This window comes from Aestuariivivens sediminicola, assembly GCF_022662015.1.
Lineage (GTDB): Bacteria > Bacteroidota > Bacteroidia > Flavobacteriales > Flavobacteriaceae > Aestuariivivens > Aestuariivivens sediminicola.
In genome coordinates this window covers 292188-307211 of sequence record NZ_JAKMCM010000003.1, presented here as the reverse complement: position 1 = coordinate 307211, position 15024 = coordinate 292188, and the positions used below count along the sequence as shown (strand labels likewise).

At 34.6% G+C, this 15024-nt stretch carries 16 protein-coding genes; 7 read left to right on the top strand and 9 right to left on the bottom strand.

Translation table 11 applies throughout. From position 1 onward, the window contains the following. Positions 1 to 25: 25 nt before the first annotated feature. Genes ligA through MR041_RS08890 form a run of 3 tightly spaced genes read right to left on the bottom strand, consistent with a single transcriptional unit; the run spans position 26 to position 3386 of the window. Positions 26 to 2041, bottom strand: a complete 2016-nt coding sequence (gene ligA, locus MR041_RS08900) for an NAD-dependent DNA ligase LigA (protein ID WP_242093263.1) — start codon at positions 2039 to 2041, stop codon at positions 26 to 28. Next, positions 2041 to 2898, bottom strand: coding sequence for a peptide chain release factor N(5)-glutamine methyltransferase (gene prmC, locus MR041_RS08895; protein WP_242093456.1), 858 nt, complete (start codon positions 2896 to 2898; stop codon positions 2041 to 2043). Before prmC ends, ligA begins: the two co-directional genes overlap by 1 nt. Beyond that, on the bottom strand, positions 2895 to 3386 hold the full coding sequence (locus MR041_RS08890; RefSeq protein ID WP_242093262.1) for a GNAT family N-acetyltransferase: 492 nt from the start codon (positions 3384 to 3386) through the stop codon (positions 2895 to 2897). The genes prmC and MR041_RS08890 overlap by 4 nt, the downstream gene beginning before the upstream one ends. A 36-nt stretch (positions 3387 to 3422) precedes the next feature. On the opposite strand from MR041_RS08890, the gene ribD reads away from it, so the two are divergent. From ribD to MR041_RS08875, 3 genes are read left to right on the top strand one after another with little or no spacing between them, the layout of a single operon-like run. After that, positions 3423 to 4421, top strand: a complete 999-nt coding sequence (gene ribD / locus MR041_RS08885) for a bifunctional diaminohydroxyphosphoribosylaminopyrimidine deaminase/5-amino-6-(5-phosphoribosylamino)uracil reductase RibD (RefSeq protein WP_242093261.1) — start codon at positions 3423 to 3425, stop codon at positions 4419 to 4421. Further along, positions 4399 to 5019 carry an HAD family hydrolase gene (locus tag MR041_RS08880; protein WP_242093260.1) on the top strand — a complete coding sequence of 207 codons (621 nt, stop codon included), beginning with the start codon at positions 4399 to 4401 and terminating at the stop codon, positions 5017 to 5019. Before ribD ends, MR041_RS08880 begins: the two co-directional genes overlap by 23 nt. 41 nt (positions 5020 to 5060) lie before the next feature. Further along, positions 5061 to 5624 (top strand): IMPACT family protein, encoded by a 564-nt coding sequence (locus tag MR041_RS08875; protein WP_242093259.1) that lies wholly within the window; start codon positions 5061 to 5063, stop codon positions 5622 to 5624. Here MR041_RS08875 and MR041_RS08870 read toward each other — a convergent pair. After that, entirely contained in the window at positions 5621 to 6019 is a 399-nt protein-coding gene (locus tag MR041_RS08870; RefSeq protein WP_242093258.1) for an acyl-CoA thioesterase, read from the bottom strand. The two genes, MR041_RS08875 and MR041_RS08870, sit on opposite strands and share 4 nt — an antisense overlap. 191 nt (positions 6020 to 6210) lie before the next feature. Between MR041_RS08870 and dnaA the strand changes: the two genes are divergently transcribed. From dnaA to MR041_RS08855, 3 genes are read left to right on the top strand one after another with little or no spacing between them, the layout of a single operon-like run. Further along, a complete protein-coding gene (gene dnaA, locus MR041_RS08865) occupies positions 6211 to 7638 on the top strand; it encodes a chromosomal replication initiator protein DnaA (protein ID WP_242093257.1) in 1428 nt (475 codons plus the stop codon). A gap of 11 nt (positions 7639 to 7649) precedes the next feature. Next, positions 7650 to 8108: a low molecular weight protein-tyrosine-phosphatase gene (locus MR041_RS08860; RefSeq protein WP_242093256.1), complete on the top strand. Its 459-nt coding sequence runs from the start codon at positions 7650 to 7652 to the stop codon at positions 8106 to 8108. A 33-nt stretch (positions 8109 to 8141) separates the two neighbouring features. After that, a complete protein-coding gene (locus MR041_RS08855; RefSeq protein WP_242093255.1) occupies positions 8142 to 8858 on the top strand; it encodes an SAM-dependent methyltransferase in 717 nt (238 codons plus the stop codon). Positions 8859 to 8867: 9 nt separating this feature from the next. On the opposite strand, the gene MR041_RS08850 is transcribed toward MR041_RS08855, so the two are convergent. The 5 genes from MR041_RS08850 to dapF form a co-directional block, all read right to left on the bottom strand. Further along, positions 8868 to 9527 (bottom strand): peptidoglycan-binding protein LysM, encoded by a 660-nt coding sequence (locus tag MR041_RS08850; RefSeq protein ID WP_242093254.1) that lies wholly within the window; start codon positions 9525 to 9527, stop codon positions 8868 to 8870. 111 nt (positions 9528 to 9638) lie between these two features. Then, positions 9639 to 10541, bottom strand: coding sequence for a DUF2279 domain-containing protein (locus tag MR041_RS08845; RefSeq protein ID WP_242093253.1), 903 nt, complete (start codon positions 10539 to 10541; stop codon positions 9639 to 9641). 3 nt (positions 10542 to 10544) lie between these two features. Further along, a complete protein-coding gene (mltG, locus tag MR041_RS08840; RefSeq protein WP_242093252.1) occupies positions 10545 to 11588 on the bottom strand; it encodes an endolytic transglycosylase MltG in 1044 nt (347 codons plus the stop codon). Further along, entirely contained in the window at positions 11589 to 12113 is a 525-nt protein-coding gene (locus MR041_RS08835) for a GNAT family N-acetyltransferase (RefSeq protein ID WP_242093251.1), read from the bottom strand. It abuts the gene before it with no gap. After that, positions 12110 to 12886, bottom strand: a complete 777-nt coding sequence (gene dapF / locus MR041_RS08830) for a diaminopimelate epimerase (protein ID WP_242093250.1) — start codon at positions 12884 to 12886, stop codon at positions 12110 to 12112. Before dapF ends, MR041_RS08835 begins: the two co-directional genes overlap by 4 nt. A 184-nt stretch (positions 12887 to 13070) precedes the next feature. Between dapF and MR041_RS08825 the strand changes: the two genes are divergently transcribed. Beyond that, positions 13071 to 14477, top strand: coding sequence for a trypsin-like peptidase domain-containing protein (locus MR041_RS08825; protein WP_242093249.1), 1407 nt, complete (start codon positions 13071 to 13073; stop codon positions 14475 to 14477). The last annotated feature ends 547 nt before the right edge of the window (positions 14478 to 15024 follow it).

Sequence of the window (15024 nt, the reverse complement as noted above, 5' to 3'; positions counted from 1 at the left end):
AAAAAGTGATGCTTCTTCAATAGATTTAATCGGTATCACTAAGAAAATTGATTTTTTTCAAAAAATCAATTTCAGATAATAATTGAATATTTAATTTCATGGCCTTTTCCTTTTTACTTGGCCCCATGTTTGTCCCCGCAACAATATAGCTTGTTTTCGAAGATATTGAGCTACTTACTTTACCTCCATTATCTTCTATTAATTTTTTTAATTCGCTTCTGGATACGTGCTCAAACACCCCCGATATAACGATAACATCTCCTTTTAATTTATCTGTTAACCCAACTAGTTCTTCTTCTGAAATTTTCAGTTGGACACCAAAGTTTCTCAATCTATCAATTATGTAGTTATTCTCGTAAGAAGAAAAAAATAACACCACGCTCCTGGCTATTTTTTCCCCAATTTCATCTAAATGAACCAGGTCTTCCTGAGAGGCCTTGGCTAAGGCATCTAAACTTCTAAAATGCCTTGCTAATTTTTTCGCCACAGTTTCTCCAACATATCGAATACCTAAAGCATAGAGGACGCGCTCGAAGGGGATGGTTTTCGAATTCGCAATTCCTTCGATTAAATTATTAGCACTCTTTTCCGCCATTCTTTCTAAGGGAATAACTTCCTCCACAGTCAATTCATATAAATCTGAATAATTATTAATTAGCCCCTCATTAACCAAAAGTGCGACAGTCTCACCTCCTAGTCCTTCAATATCCATGGCCTTTCTCGAAATGAAATGCTGTATACGACCAATGATTTGAGGTTTGCACCCGTTGTAGTTGGGACAATAATGCTGTGCCTCACCTTCCTGTCTCACTAATTCTGTTCCACATTCTGGACAGTGTAAAATATAAGTTGTAGGCTTTGAATCAACGAGTCGTTTTGTGAAATCAACTCCAAGAACTTTTGGAATGATCTCACCTCCCTTTTCAACGTACACCACATCACCGACCCTAATATCTAACTTTTCAATTTGATCGGCATTATGCAAGGAAGCTCGTTTTACAGTAGTTCCACTTAATTCCACGGGTTCTAAGTTAGCCACAGGGGTTATTGCACCTGTTCTACCTACTTGGTAGGTAATACTATTTAGCCTGGTTGAAACACGCTCAGCCTTAAACTTATAAGCTATGGCCCAACGAGGGGATTTTGCAGTATAACCTAACTCATCCTGCTGTCTCAAGCTATTCACCTTGACGACAACACCATCAGTTTCATAGGGAAGTTTATGCCGCTCTTCATTCCAATAGTGGATATAGTCGAAGACCTCTTCCATAGATCTGCATACCTTTGCCGCTTCAGGAACCTTAAACCCCCAATGCTTTGCTTTTTCTAAGCACTCATATTGCGTATGTATACCTAAATTGGTTCCAACGATATTATAAAGTAAACACTCTAAAGGTCGTTTAGCTACCTCAGCACTGTCTTGCAATTTTAAACTGCCTGATGCGGTGTTTCTAGGGTTTCGATAGGGTTCCTCACCAATTTCAATTCTTTCTTCATTCATTTTATGAAAACCCTCAAATGGTAAAATAATTTCCCCACGGATATCGAACTTTAATGGAACATCTCCTTTTAATTTTAAGGGGACTGACCTAATGGTCTTTACATTGGCTGTAACATTGTCTCCTTGATACCCGTCTCCACGCGTAATCGCTTTAATTAATCTACCTTCTTCATAAGTCAGACTTATTGAAGCTCCATCATATTTTAATTCGCAAGTATACTGTATTTCACCTTCAATGATTTTATTAATGCGCTTTTCCCAATCCAATAGATCATCTTTAGAATAGGAATTATCCAATGAATACATACGGTGCTCATGTGTAACCGTTTCAAAATTTTTGGTGATTTGACCTCCTACCCTTTGGGTCGGCGAATTTTCGTCATAAAATTCAGGATGTTTTTCCTCGAGATCCTGAAGTTCCTTTAATTTTAAATCAAACTCATAATCGGTTATGATTGCTTGATCGAGTACATAATAATTGTAATTATGCTGACGTAGTTCATGACGTAATTTTTCGATTTTCTGTTTAATTTCATTCATTACATGGATGCTATAATCATTCTATCCTTTTTAAAAAGATCTTGTTTTAATTCCGTTTGGGTGAAATCATATTTTCGCATAAGTGTCATTATTTCCTTCCCAAGATACTCATTGATTTCAAAAAACAGTAAACCCTTACTTGATAAATTATGCACAGCATATTCTAAAATGGATTTATAAAACAAAAATGGATTCTCACTATTGACAAAAAGTGCTAAATGAGGCTCATGGTCTAAAACATTAGCTTTCATCAACAGTTTTTCTTTTTCAAGGATATATGGTGGATTAGATACGATAACATCAAATTGTTCCTTTTTAAATTCTGTATCCCAAGTATCGGAATTTAAAATATCAGCTTCAATTAAAGTTATTTTAACATTATTGAGTTCGGCATTCGATTGTGCTAATTTCAATGCCTCTTTTGAAATGTCTAAAGCGTAAATTTTTGAATTAGGTAAATGTTTTGCCAGAGAAATAGCAATACAGCCACTACCCGTTCCAATATCCAATATTTTCAAATGTTTCTTACTTCTTTTTAATTTCTCTATTATTATTTCTGTCAATTCTTCAGTCTCAGGTCTTGGAATTAACGTATGGGCATTCACTTGAAAAGTCAAACCGAAGAATTCGGTCTCCCCGAGAATATATTGAATAGGATACTCCTCTTTCAACAAGTTTAGAGCGTCAAAAAGTTTCTGATATTCCTTAACTTGATAATCCGGTTGCACAGCCAAATCCAAACGAGATACTTTGTAATATTTGGCCACCAACAAATAAAAAAAACTGTCGATTTCCACTTTATCATAAAGCCCATCTAACACTTTATGAAATGATTTAAGACTTTCTTTCAATATCATAAATCCTTTATCATCCAAACACCACAGGCATAATGTCCGGTATTTCCCAAAGCACTCTTTAGATGATTAAATCCAAATTGTTCATAAATATGGATTGCGGCCTTAAGTTGAGAAGCAGATTCTAAATAGCATCTTTTATAACCAAGTTCCGCTGCCTTGTTAATACACTTCTCCAGAAGTCGCCTTCCATAGCCTTTTCCTCTAATTTTAGGAGAGAAATACATTTTCTGAATTTCACACACCTTACCTTTGAATCCTTTTAAAGGCTTTAAACCACCACCACCAAGGATTTCACCATTGAAATCTAAAACATAATAGATATCATTGTTATTTTGATAGGATTCATACATACGTGGGGTTTCTTCATCTGCATAGGCTGTGCCTTCAAGTGGTATATTAAACTCAAGGAAACATCCGCGAATTATAGCTTCAATTGCCTTATTATCTCGGGATTCAATTTTCCGAATTATGATATGGTCATTACTCATTTTAAAGCCTTAATTTTGTGATGACTTTTATCCGGGATGAATATACATGAAAAATATATAAATCGTTGTATTGAAATTGCTAAAAATGGTCTTGGCTCGACCCGACCAAATCCAATGGTGGGATGTGTAATTGTTTATGACAATTCCATATTATCTGAAGGATTCACGAGTGCTTACGGAGGTAACCATGCTGAAGTGAACGCCATAAATGCAATTGCTAACAAAGATCTATTAAAACATTCGACCCTATATGTTACTTTGGAACCGTGTTCTCACTATGGTAAAACACCTCCATGCACCGACCTGATTATCCATTACGGTATTCCTAAAGTAGTTATAGGTTGTTTGGATAAGGACCCAAAGGTATCTGGAAAAGGAGTTAAAAAGTTAATTGAAGCAGGGTGCCAAGTAGTCGTAGGAATCAATGAAGAAAGTTGCAAAAATCATCATAAAAGATTTTTGACCTTTTATAATAATAAACGTCCCTATATTATTTTAAAATGGGCTGAAACTAAGGATGGCTTTGTTGCACCCAAATTAAGAAAAGGACAAGGTCCGGTTTGGATAACGAATAAATTTTCAAGACAATTAGTACATAAGTGGCGTTCAGAAGAACACGCTATCTTAGTTGGTTTAAATACAGTTTTGCAGGACAATCCAAGCCTTACAGTCAGAGATTGGTCCGGAGAGCAACCAATTCGCATTATTTTAGACAAAAAGAACGTTTTATCTAACAACTTTAAAGTTTTTGATACCAGTGCCAAAACTTTAGTTCTGAAAGAAGATACTGCTCAGGCGATTTGTGACAAGTTGTTCGAAAATAATATCAATTCTGTCCTAATAGAGGGTGGAACCAAAAGCTTACAAATGTTTATCGATGCCAATTTATGGGATGAAGCCAGATTGTTCATTGGTGATGTTTCTTTTGAAAATGGCGTTAAAGCACCAAAATTATCCGGAACATCAATAACAGAAAAAAAAATAATTACAGACACTCTTAAAATCTTTAAGAATGATTCAAGCCATTATATTTGATTTTGGAAATGTCTTTATAGATTTGGATATAGAAGGGGCCTTAAGAAAAACAAAGAACCTAATCCCTTACGACAAGTATTCCAGTTCATTGGTAAATATTAATCATTCATACGAAATGGGATTAATCTCTACCGAGGAATTCATTGCCGCTTATTTAGATTATTTTCCGAACCTTACCAAAATAGAGGTAATGAATATTTGGAATTTTATGCTTAAGGATTTTCCAAAATACCGACTGGAGTTTTTAAAAAGATTAAAATTGTCTAATCTATATCAACTTATTTTATTGAGTAACACCAACGAACTTCATATCAATTGGATTAGAGAACATGTGCCATTTTATAATGAATTTAAAAATTGTTTTGATTCCTTTTATCTATCTCATGAAATTCACTTAAGAAAGCCAAACCGGGATATTTTTGAATATGTTTTGTCTGAGAATAATCTGGATCCATCAGAATGTTTCTTCATTGATGATAGTAAGGATAACATAAATACAGCACAGAATATAGGGTTATACACCTGGAACATTGACCCTCATACAGAAGATATCACTCAGATGTTAGAAAAAAAATCCAGTTTATTCGAGAATTCATGAGCCCTAGGGACCAGTATAAAACAATAATAACCGCCTCTGAGATGACTCTTTTTAAAGAAAAAAAAAGTAAGTTTTATGGATATGCTTTTCCATTGTCGAATGAAGAAACTTTGAAAACACATCTTGAGAAAATAAGAAAAGAACACCATACTGCAAGTCATTTTTGCTACGCCTATCAAATTGGAATTGAAAATACTACTTTCAGAACTAATGACGACGGAGAACCTAATAATTCTGCTGGTCTGCCAATATATGGTCAAATTCAGTCCTTTGGAATTACGAATGTTTTAGTGGTTGTGGTGCGCTATTTTGGCGGCGTGAAATTAGGGGTTGGTGGTTTAGCCCAAGCGTATAAAACAGCAGCCAGATTAACATTAGAACAATGTCAAATTGTTACAAGGACTTTAAAAATTACCTTTCTTGTTTCCTTTCCTTATGAGGAAATAAACAGAGTCATGAGAATTATAAAGGAGAATCGTCTTAAAATATTGGATCAGAATCTCCAAATTGATTGCAAAATTAAACTATCAGTAAGAAAGAGGGATGCTGCAACTGTTTTTCGATTATTCAACACCTCACAAAAAATTCAAATAGCAAAAATTTAGACTTTAATAGCTTCGATCAAATATTTTGGAGCACGAATAGGTTTGTTGGTTACTTTATCTAAAAAAACAAGTGTCGTTGAAGCTGTACTTAAAATTTCACCTATCTCGTTTGTAATTTCATAGGCAAATTCGATCTTTGCAGTAGGCATTTTTTTAAGTTCAGTTTTAACATAAATTAGGTCGTCGTAACTCGCTGATTTTTTATAATTTATATTAAGAGAAATTACAGGAAGCATAATGCCATTTTCTTCCATTTTTTTATATGAAATTCCTAAATTTCGGAGCCATTCAATACGTCCCATCTCAAGATATAGCACATAATTACCATGATAAACCACTCCCATTTGATCAGTTTCACCATATCTCACTCTAATTTGTATTTCATCGAATTTCATGGGAATATTTAAATAATTTTTTGTAGCTTCGGCTAGTGCTTAAACATGCAGAAAAAATTCTAGAAATTCAATAGTAAATGATTTTTTTTTTAAGAATTTTGTTCACATATTTGCCTTGCTATTAAAGGGTAATTCGAAAAGCCATTTTTCATTCGAATTCTAACTAACTAAAAACCAAATAATACTAAAAAATGGGTAAGACTGCGCAATCGGTATGGAATAATTGTCTGGAATTTATAAAAGATAATATTCAACCGCAAGCTTACAAAACATGGTTTGAACCCATTGTTGCAGTTAAACTTACAGATAATGCCTTAAGCATTCAGGTGCCGAGTAAATTCTTCTATGAATGGCTTGAAGAGCATTACGTTAAAATATTAAAAGTTTCACTTACGAAGGAGCTAGGAGATTCAGCCAAATTAGTATACATTATTAAAATGGAGAACACCTATGGCAACAAACAACCTTTCACAGAAAAAATACCAAGTTCAAACAGGACAGCCGTAAAGTCGCAAGATGTCGATATTCCTTTAAATAATAAGAGTCCAGAACTAAGAAATCCCTTTGTTATCCCTGGCATCAGGAATGTAAAAATTGAATCACAGCTCAATCCGAATTACAGCTTTGAAAATTTTTTGGAAGGCGATTCCAACCGTTTAGCTAGAAGTGCGGGATTGGCAGTAGCAGTAAAACCGGGAGGCACATCTTTTAATCCTTTATTAATTTTTGGAGGGGTTGGATTGGGTAAAACTCATTTGGCACATGCCATTGGTGTCGAAATAAAAGACAAGTATCCTGAAAAAACTGTATTGTATATTTCAGCAGAGAAATTTACTCAGCAATATATAGAATCTGTAAAGAAGAATAACAGAAATGATTTTATTCATTTTTATCAAATCATTGATGTGCTCATTATTGACGATGTACAATTCTTTTCAGGCAAGTCTGGAACCCAAGATGTTTTCTTTCATATTTTCAATCATTTACATCAGAATGGAAAACAAGTCGTTTTAACCAGCGATAAGGCCCCTGTTGACATGCAGGACATTGAACAACGACTACTGTCTCGATTTAAATGGGGATTGTCTGCTGAATTGCAGCATCCTGATTTTGAGACTCGAGTTTCCATATTAAAGAACAAACTCTATCGTGATGGGGTTGAAATGCCTGATGATATTATTGAATATGTTGCCAAAAACATAAAAACGAATGTTCGGGAATTGGAAGGCGCTATCATTTCCCTTATTGCACAATCATCGTTCAACAAAAAAGAAATTACCCTAGACCTTGCTAAGCAGATTGTAGAAAAGTTTGTAAAAAATACCAAAAGGGAAGTTTCAATAGATTATATTCAAAAGGTCGTATCAGATTATTTCCAAATGGATATTGACACGCTCCAATCCAAGACAAGAAAACGTCATATTGTACAGGCGCGACAATTGGCGATGTTTTTTGCCAAAAAATTCACAAAAGCTTCTTTAGCAAGCATTGGTTCTCAAATTGGAAAGCGCGATCATGCTACCGTACTACACGCTTGTAAAACAGTTGACAATTTATCCTCAACCGACAAACAATTCAGAAAGTATGTTGAAGATATCACAAAAAAATTATCTGTTTAAAAACAAGAACAATGACAAAAGTTTTAATGGTATGCCTGGGTAACATTTGTCGTTCACCCCTTGCTGAAGGCATATTGCGATCAAAACTGCCATCTGAAAACTTTTTGGTTGATTCGGCAGGTACCGCAAATTATCATGTTGGAGATCGCCCGGATAATCGATCAATCCGTGTTGCAAAAAAATATGGTTTAGATATCTCTAGTCTCCGAGGACGTCAATTTGGTATTCATGATTTTGATTTATTCGATTATATATTTGTAATGGATGAATCCAATTATAATAATGTTATTTCTCTCGCGAGAAATGAAAATGATACGAATAAAGTTAACTTTATTCTAAACGCGGTGTACCCTAATCAAAACTACAGTGTACCCGATCCTTATTACGGTGGAGATCTCGGTTTTGAAAATGTATATAAAATGCTGGACGAAGCCTGTACTACAATAGCCAATCAGTTGATTGAAATTTAGTATTTTAGTTCCATATCTATTCAAAGCACGGAAATGGAAATTAATCCCGGTAAATTATATTTAATACCCTCAACTCTAGGGGAGACGGCCCCATTGGAGGTATTACCCATTTCAGTAAAGAAAATTATTGAAGAAACCAATGTATTCATAGTCGAAAACGAAAAAACTGCGAGAAGATTTATAAAAAAGGTTAGTGCAGGTAAACAACAATCGGCTCTTCAAATATTCCATTTAAATAAATTTACTAACCCAATTGAACTTCCCGAATTTTTGGAACCCTGCTTAAAAGGAATTAATATCGGTTTACTCTCGGAGGCTGGATGTCCGGGTGTAGCTGATCCCGGTGCGGAAATAGTTAAACTGGCACATGAAAAAGGTATTAAGGTAGTTCCGATGGTAGGCCCTTCTTCTATACTTATGGCATTAATGAGTTCGGGTATGAACGGGCAAAATTTCGCATTTAATGGTTATTTGCCCATTGATAAGGATGCCCGTAAAAAAGAATTAAAACGACTTGAAAAATTATCCCTCGACACCAACCAATCACAGATTTTTATTGAAACACCTTATAGAAATAACAATTTATTGAAGGATTTAATCAATGTTTTATCTATTAGCACCCAATTATGCATCGCCTGTGAAATAAGTTTACCTACAGAATTCATTCAGACGCATAGTGTAGGTTATTGGAAAAAAAATATGGTAGATCTTCATAAAAGACCTACCATATTTATTATACATAAAAGCTAACTCGCTAAATTATATAGCCTTAGCTTTTCTTTCAGGTTTCAGAAATGAGGTATCATAACCGGAAAATTTCTTCATATAATACGATATCGTAGTACCATAACCATCGGCAAAATTATTTAAGCCATAACTCCGAAGGTATTTTTTAACACTACCTGGTCCGGCTAAATGGGCCGCTGCCAAAATTCCAGATTCTGTAACTATCACGCCATTGATACGTTTACCTACAAAATTCTTGATATCTTTTCTTAAAATCCATTTATTCCGTTGCGCATTTGCTATAAAAGCACGTTCCTGCAACTTTGCATCCTTTAAAAAATTATTTGGATTATGTATTCCAATTAATTTTAAGGTTTCCTTACCAAATTGGTATTTACCCAGATAACCAAAAGTATTCACACACGCATAGTTACCTCTGGATTCTTTAAAGGCCAGTGCCTCTTTAAATCCAACAAATGATTTTCCTAAATAAGGGGAAAACGTTTGGGAGTTCTCTTTCGATACATCGATATTGCCTGCAATATCTTCATCAAGGCCAACACTGTAATTTAACTCTAGGCCTTCGGTTGAATATTCACTCAAATCTATCGTTTCATTTACTGAAAACGATGCGTACAATAATATAGAAATTGTAAGCGTTAGGGCTGAATAACTTGCAATATTCTTTACCATAATTTCTAAATTTCTTCAGTGAATTTCCAATGGAATTTCACCTGAAAATTTGAGCGTGCAAAATTAGATATTTTTTTTATAATTTCAAAATTACTCGATTATGTGTCATTTTTAGATGTACAATAGATGAAATGCACTCCCTTTTTTGCTTATTTCAAAAGCAGGAAATGGCACTTTAAATACGTTTAAAACACTAAAAACAGTCCTTAAAAAACGAGAATCCGTTCTAATTTTGTTCAAATTTACATCGAAACTGAATAAGATCTGTCGCTTCCTCACCGTATTTGTCAACAAATTACTGTCAATATCTCCCGAACCCCTTAACATCCCATCAGCACTGTAACCTAAGGCGAAATTTAGCCATTCAGGTAAACCAGTCTCCCCAAAAAAATCATTTATATTGATACTGAGCCAATAGGATTGCCCATTGTAATCCTTTAACATTTGTTCTAATAAACCATGACCAAGTTTATCTGGATTTAAAGAGGGGTACCTCGTCTGATGATAAGAATATTTAAAAAGAATACGTTGTTCCTTCCAAAGTAATTCCTGACCTACAAATAGACCCGTACCTGCTGCATTAGCCATAACGTCACCCCATGAATAACCCCATTCCTTAGAATAACCATCAAAAATTTCTACTGCAGTTAAAAATCCAAAACCCAATGTGGCACCATAAATTAGTTGGTCTTTTTTTGATACTCCAGACCAATTTAGAAGATCAGCGCCGACCCTCCCTATTTGATAGGAAGCAAAAACATGTCCCATCTTATCCATTTGCAACCATTCATTATTATCATTAACTGTATGAAATTTAGACCGTCTGTAATCTGCATACCACAATTGATCTAATGCAATCAAAGAAACCGCTGCAAGAGATGCTTCAGTAATTACTAAAGACTTTACTCTTGAAGTGTTAAGTGTGTCAGAAGGTTTTAAAAAACCATTAACCTTTGATTGAGAATATGTGAGGGAAACAAACAGGTAAAGACCATATATTAGCTTTTTGGTCATATGCTACCTGATAATTCCTTGTGAAGAAAGATATCTATGATATTCTCTGGCGTTTTTATTGTGTTCTGAAAGGGTCCTAGCGAATTTATGGTATCCTAATCTCTCGGCATCGGCAACAAAATACAAGAATTTATGCTTTTCAAAATTTAAAACAGCATCTATTGCAGATATATCGGGCATCGTTATAAGTCCGGGTGGCAACCCTAATCTTTTATATGTATTGTATGGCGACTCTATTTCCTTATGCACATTTAGGACCCTTTTAATGATTGTATTTTTATATTTTGGCAATTGATACGCTGCAAATTTAATGGTTGGATCCGCCTGCAATGGCATGCCTATTTTTAACCTATTCATATACACCCCAGCAATTCGCAATTGCTCATTTGCCTGCTTAGATTCTTCATAAACGATTGACGCCAAAGTAATAACCTGATTTGGAGACAAACCTATCTCATGGGCCTTATTTGTTCTGTCTTCATTCCAGAAACGATTAAATTCCTTTAACATTCTATCTCTAAATCCATTTGCCGACGTATTCCAAAAAAATTCATAACTATTGGGAAGGTACATTCCTAAAGCTGTAGCTTCATTAAAGTTATTCTTATTCAAAAAATCAGCATCCTTCATGGCCTCAATTAAAGACAAACTATCGGCTTCAATCTGATTGGCAATTCTTCCAGCCAATTTTTCGAGAGAGACTTGATTGTTAAATGAAACCTTAACCGGCAAATTGTTAATCCGGATGGAATTAATAATATCATTATTGCTCATACCCTTTTTAATAGCATATTTACCGGGTCTTACATTATCAATATATTTTTTTTGTTTTGCCAAGGTATGAAAGGATCCTAAATCATTTAACAACGGTTCCAATTGGTTGGCCACGTCATCAAAGTTAGCGCCGGTAGGTATGTAAATGTATGCCTTGTCGTTATTAAAAGCCGTATTTGGTCTTAACATAGCATTATAAACAAAATATGCGAATATTGCAGATACAAACAATCCCAATATGGCCAAAGTCCAAAGTATTTTTTTTATGTACATCTAACTATTAATAAATTGGAACATATATTCATTTTTAAAGTAACCTTCTGTCCTATTCCAGTCTCTTTTTAAACCAACCTTACGAAAACCAAGACTCGCAAACAATTTTAAACTAGCCTCATTGTCTTCCGAAACATTGCAGTATAACTGATGAAGATTTAAATGTGAAAAACAATAATTCATGAGTATTTTAAGGGCTTCTTTACCATACCCTCTAGATCTGTTCTTTTCGTCCTTTATCAAAATACCAACTCCAGCCCTGGCATTTTTAAAATCATAGTCAAATATATCAATTAACCCCATGGCCTCACGGTCGTAATTTGAAATAACCAATCGAAGCTGTTTAACCTCAAATATATCCTTATGTGCCTGATCTAAATATTGTTTGATAATATATCTTGAATACGGAGTTTGGGTATTACTGATTTCCCAAAATGTTTCATTGTTTTCAATACTAAAAATAAGTTCTAAATCCTCGGGCTCTAAAGCACGTAAAAAAATATGTTCGCCTTTTAAAGTAATCATATAACACCCTTAAAAACAAATGTTGCCGGACCAATTAGCCAAACGTTCTCATAGGAGCCGTCTTTAACATCAAACATGACTTGTAATGGACCCCCTTCAGATTCCAGGGTTATCTTATTTTTAGAGGTCTCCCCTATGGCATTCATCGCTATTGCCACAGCAGTAACACCGGTTCCGCATGACAAAGTTTCATCTTCTACTCCGCGCTCATAGGTTCTAACCCGAAATAGGGAATCCGATATTTTCTTTACAAAATTAACATTACTCCCGGTCTCATTGTAAGGAGTTCCATATCGAATTCTAGATCCGGTCTTTTTAAGATCAAAATCCTCTATTTTATCCTCAAACTGCACATGATGTGGCGATCCAGTGTTCAGAAATACATGATTCGGATATTTTTCAATAGCATACACATTTTGCATCTGCAACTTTACAATCCCGTCATCAATGATTTCCGCATGGTGCACGCCATCAGTGGCCTCAAATACCGCTTTATCGCTAATAACACCTAAATGTTTGGCAAAAGCAACAATACACCTGCCTCCATTACCACACATTGAACTTTCATTACCATCAGAATTGTAATAGACCATTTTAAAATCCAATGTATCATGACCTTCAAGAAGAATGAGGCCATCAGCACCTATGCCAAATCGTCTGTCACAGAGCTCCTTGACCAATTTGGTATTCTTTTTGTTAAACGTTTGTAGACGATTATCAATCATCACAAAATCGTTTCCTGTTCCTTGATATTTGTAAAAGGTTTGTCGCATTTTTAAAGCACAAAAGTACATGAAATTTTTCATTTTAAAACGGGTCCCATTTGAAAGGTATTGAAACTCTATTCGAGTGTTAAATAGTCGTTAAATTAGACGTTAAAAATCGTTAAAAGAGAATTGTAAGCTCAATAAATAGTTAATTTTAATCGTTGTTAATAAAATTTAAATAAGAATTATCATGAAGAAGATTTTATCACTTGTTTTAGTCTCGGCTCTAGGTGGTATCATGACCTTGGGAGCCTATAAACTCTTTTTGGAAGACGACAATAAAATGGTGGTCACTCCTTCCGAAACAACAGCATTTTTTCCAACAACCAATTTAAGTTCCATTAACAATATTTTGGAGGCCCCGGATTTTACAATTGCAGCCGAAAATACTGTTCACGCAGTAGTCCACGTTAAAAATGTAACCATTAGCTCCGGACAAATGACTTTCGAAGATTTATTTTTTGGCAGAAGTCCTCAAAGAGCCCAGTTAGGTACCGGTTCTGGTGTTATTATAAATGCAGATGGGTATATTATCACAAACAACCATGTCATAAATAATGCTCACAAATTATCTGTTACCTTGAATAATAATGAAACCTACGATGCAGAAATTATTGGTACAGATCCGAAAACGGACATTGCCTTGTTAAAGATAGATGCCGATGAAGATTTACCTTATGTAACGTTTGGGGATTCTGACAACGCCAAAGTTGGTGAATGGGTACTTGCTGTTGGTAATCCTTTCAATTTAACATCAACAGTAACAGCGGGAATCATAAGTGCAAAATCGAGAGATTTAACGGGAAGATCCTCCCAGTCCTTTATTCAAACTGATGCCGCGGTAAACCCAGGTAATTCCGGAGGGGCCTTAGTGAATACCAACGGTGAGTTAATAGGTATTAATACTGCCATAACCTCTCAAACCGGTTCTTACATTGGTTATTCATTTGCGGTACCAAGTAATATTGCTCGTAAGGTTGTTGAAGACATCATGGAATATGGTAATGTTCAAAACGGAGTTTTAGGAATTAAAGGAGGTACATTTAGCAGTGAAGCTGCAGAAGAAATTGGGATTGATTACACCAAAGGCGTATATGTGGCCGAGGTTATTAGAAATTCCGGCGCAGAAAGAGCTGGGATTATAAAAGGAGATATTATAAAACGTTTGGATAATATTGAAATATCAAAATTTGAAGACTTGAGTGGTTACATCAAGACAAAACGTCCTAATGACATGGTTAATGTGGAATTACTTCGAGATAATGAATTCAAAAAATTTACCGTTATGCTTACCAAACCAGATGTGTTTTCCGTGTATTTTATGAATATGGAGTTGCAAGATGTTCCGGACACCGTAAAGGATAAATTAAATATTGATTATGGGGTCAGGGTAAAAAATTCTCAAAACAAATGGTTATATTCTAATTTAGGAATTACTGATGGTTATATTATTACAGGTATTAATGACGTGAAAATCGAGAATCTTGAAGATATCTCTAGATTAAAACAAAAATATGGTGAGAACCTGGATGATAACATTGAAAAATTGGAGTACATTAATCTTCGAGGTGAACATAAAGAAGTGATTTTTCGATAAAATAGCAGCTTAACATTTAAAAATCCCATCAAAATAGAAATGATTGATGGGATTTTTTTTGTCCGCTCATTATATTGATTCGATAAGCCAAGAAAATCCATAGTATTAACCAACCATTTATTTTTCAACAAAATACACGTTTTACTGATAATAGTAACTTAGGAAATTATTTGTAAAAAGTACTTTTACCAAAACTATTAAACCTCCAAAAAATGCATTTTTAGACGCGTATAAACGAGTTAGCCTTTCTGGTAATTCCTGTGATAGCCTAAGTCCAATATATAATCAGAGTAAATTATTTATGGTAAAGTAAGTACTTAGAATTGGTGCTTTTTAGAAATCAACTAATAGACAGTACCACAAATCAAATTCTAAATTTACTCAGGTATGTCCGTTATGAAAGGAATACAGTTATAGTTATTGAGTCAACAAGTATGCAAAATATTGTCAAACTTAGGGTCATGCCAATTGCAAAAAGTAAACATCCTTTTTTACTGCTATAACGTATATAGTTGAGCCTCACAAAAAGTGAGGCTTTTCATTGATT

Coding starts and splice junctions, on each gene's coding strand:
- dapF (WP_242093250.1), bottom strand. CDS start 12,886: ATGCGACAAACCTTTTACAAATATCAAGGAACAGGAAACGATTTTGTG.
- ligA (WP_242093263.1), bottom strand. CDS start 2,041: ATGAATGAAATTAAACAGAAAATCGAAAAATTACGTCATGAACTACGT.
- MR041_RS08870 (WP_242093258.1), bottom strand. CDS start 6,019: ATGAAATTCGATGAAATACAAATTAGAGTGAGATATGGTGAAACTGAT.
- MR041_RS08835 (WP_242093251.1), bottom strand. CDS start 12,113: ATGATTACTTTAAAAGGCGAACATATTTTTTTACGTGCTTTAGAGCCC.
- prmC (WP_242093456.1), bottom strand. CDS start 2,898: ATGATATTGAAAGAAAGTCTTAAATCATTTCATAAAGTGTTAGATGGG.
- MR041_RS08875 (WP_242093259.1), top strand. CDS start 5,061: ATGACTCTTTTTAAAGAAAAAAAAAGTAAGTTTTATGGATATGCTTTT.
- MR041_RS08855 (WP_242093255.1), top strand. CDS start 8,142: ATGGAAATTAATCCCGGTAAATTATATTTAATACCCTCAACTCTAGGG.
- mltG (WP_242093252.1), bottom strand. CDS start 11,588: ATGTACATAAAAAAAATACTTTGGACTTTGGCCATATTGGGATTGTTT.
- MR041_RS08880 (WP_242093260.1), top strand. CDS start 4,399: ATGATTCAAGCCATTATATTTGATTTTGGAAATGTCTTTATAGATTTG.
- MR041_RS08825 (WP_242093249.1), top strand. CDS start 13,071: ATGAAGAAGATTTTATCACTTGTTTTAGTCTCGGCTCTAGGTGGTATC.
- MR041_RS08860 (WP_242093256.1), top strand. CDS start 7,650: ATGACAAAAGTTTTAATGGTATGCCTGGGTAACATTTGTCGTTCACCC.
- MR041_RS08890 (WP_242093262.1), bottom strand. CDS start 3,386: ATGAGTAATGACCATATCATAATTCGGAAAATTGAATCCCGAGATAAT.
- MR041_RS08845 (WP_242093253.1), bottom strand. CDS start 10,541: ATGACCAAAAAGCTAATATATGGTCTTTACCTGTTTGTTTCCCTCACA.
- ribD (WP_242093261.1), top strand. CDS start 3,423: ATGAATATACATGAAAAATATATAAATCGTTGTATTGAAATTGCTAAA.
- MR041_RS08850 (WP_242093254.1), bottom strand. CDS start 9,527: ATGGTAAAGAATATTGCAAGTTATTCAGCCCTAACGCTTACAATTTCT.
- dnaA (WP_242093257.1), top strand. CDS start 6,211: ATGGGTAAGACTGCGCAATCGGTATGGAATAATTGTCTGGAATTTATA.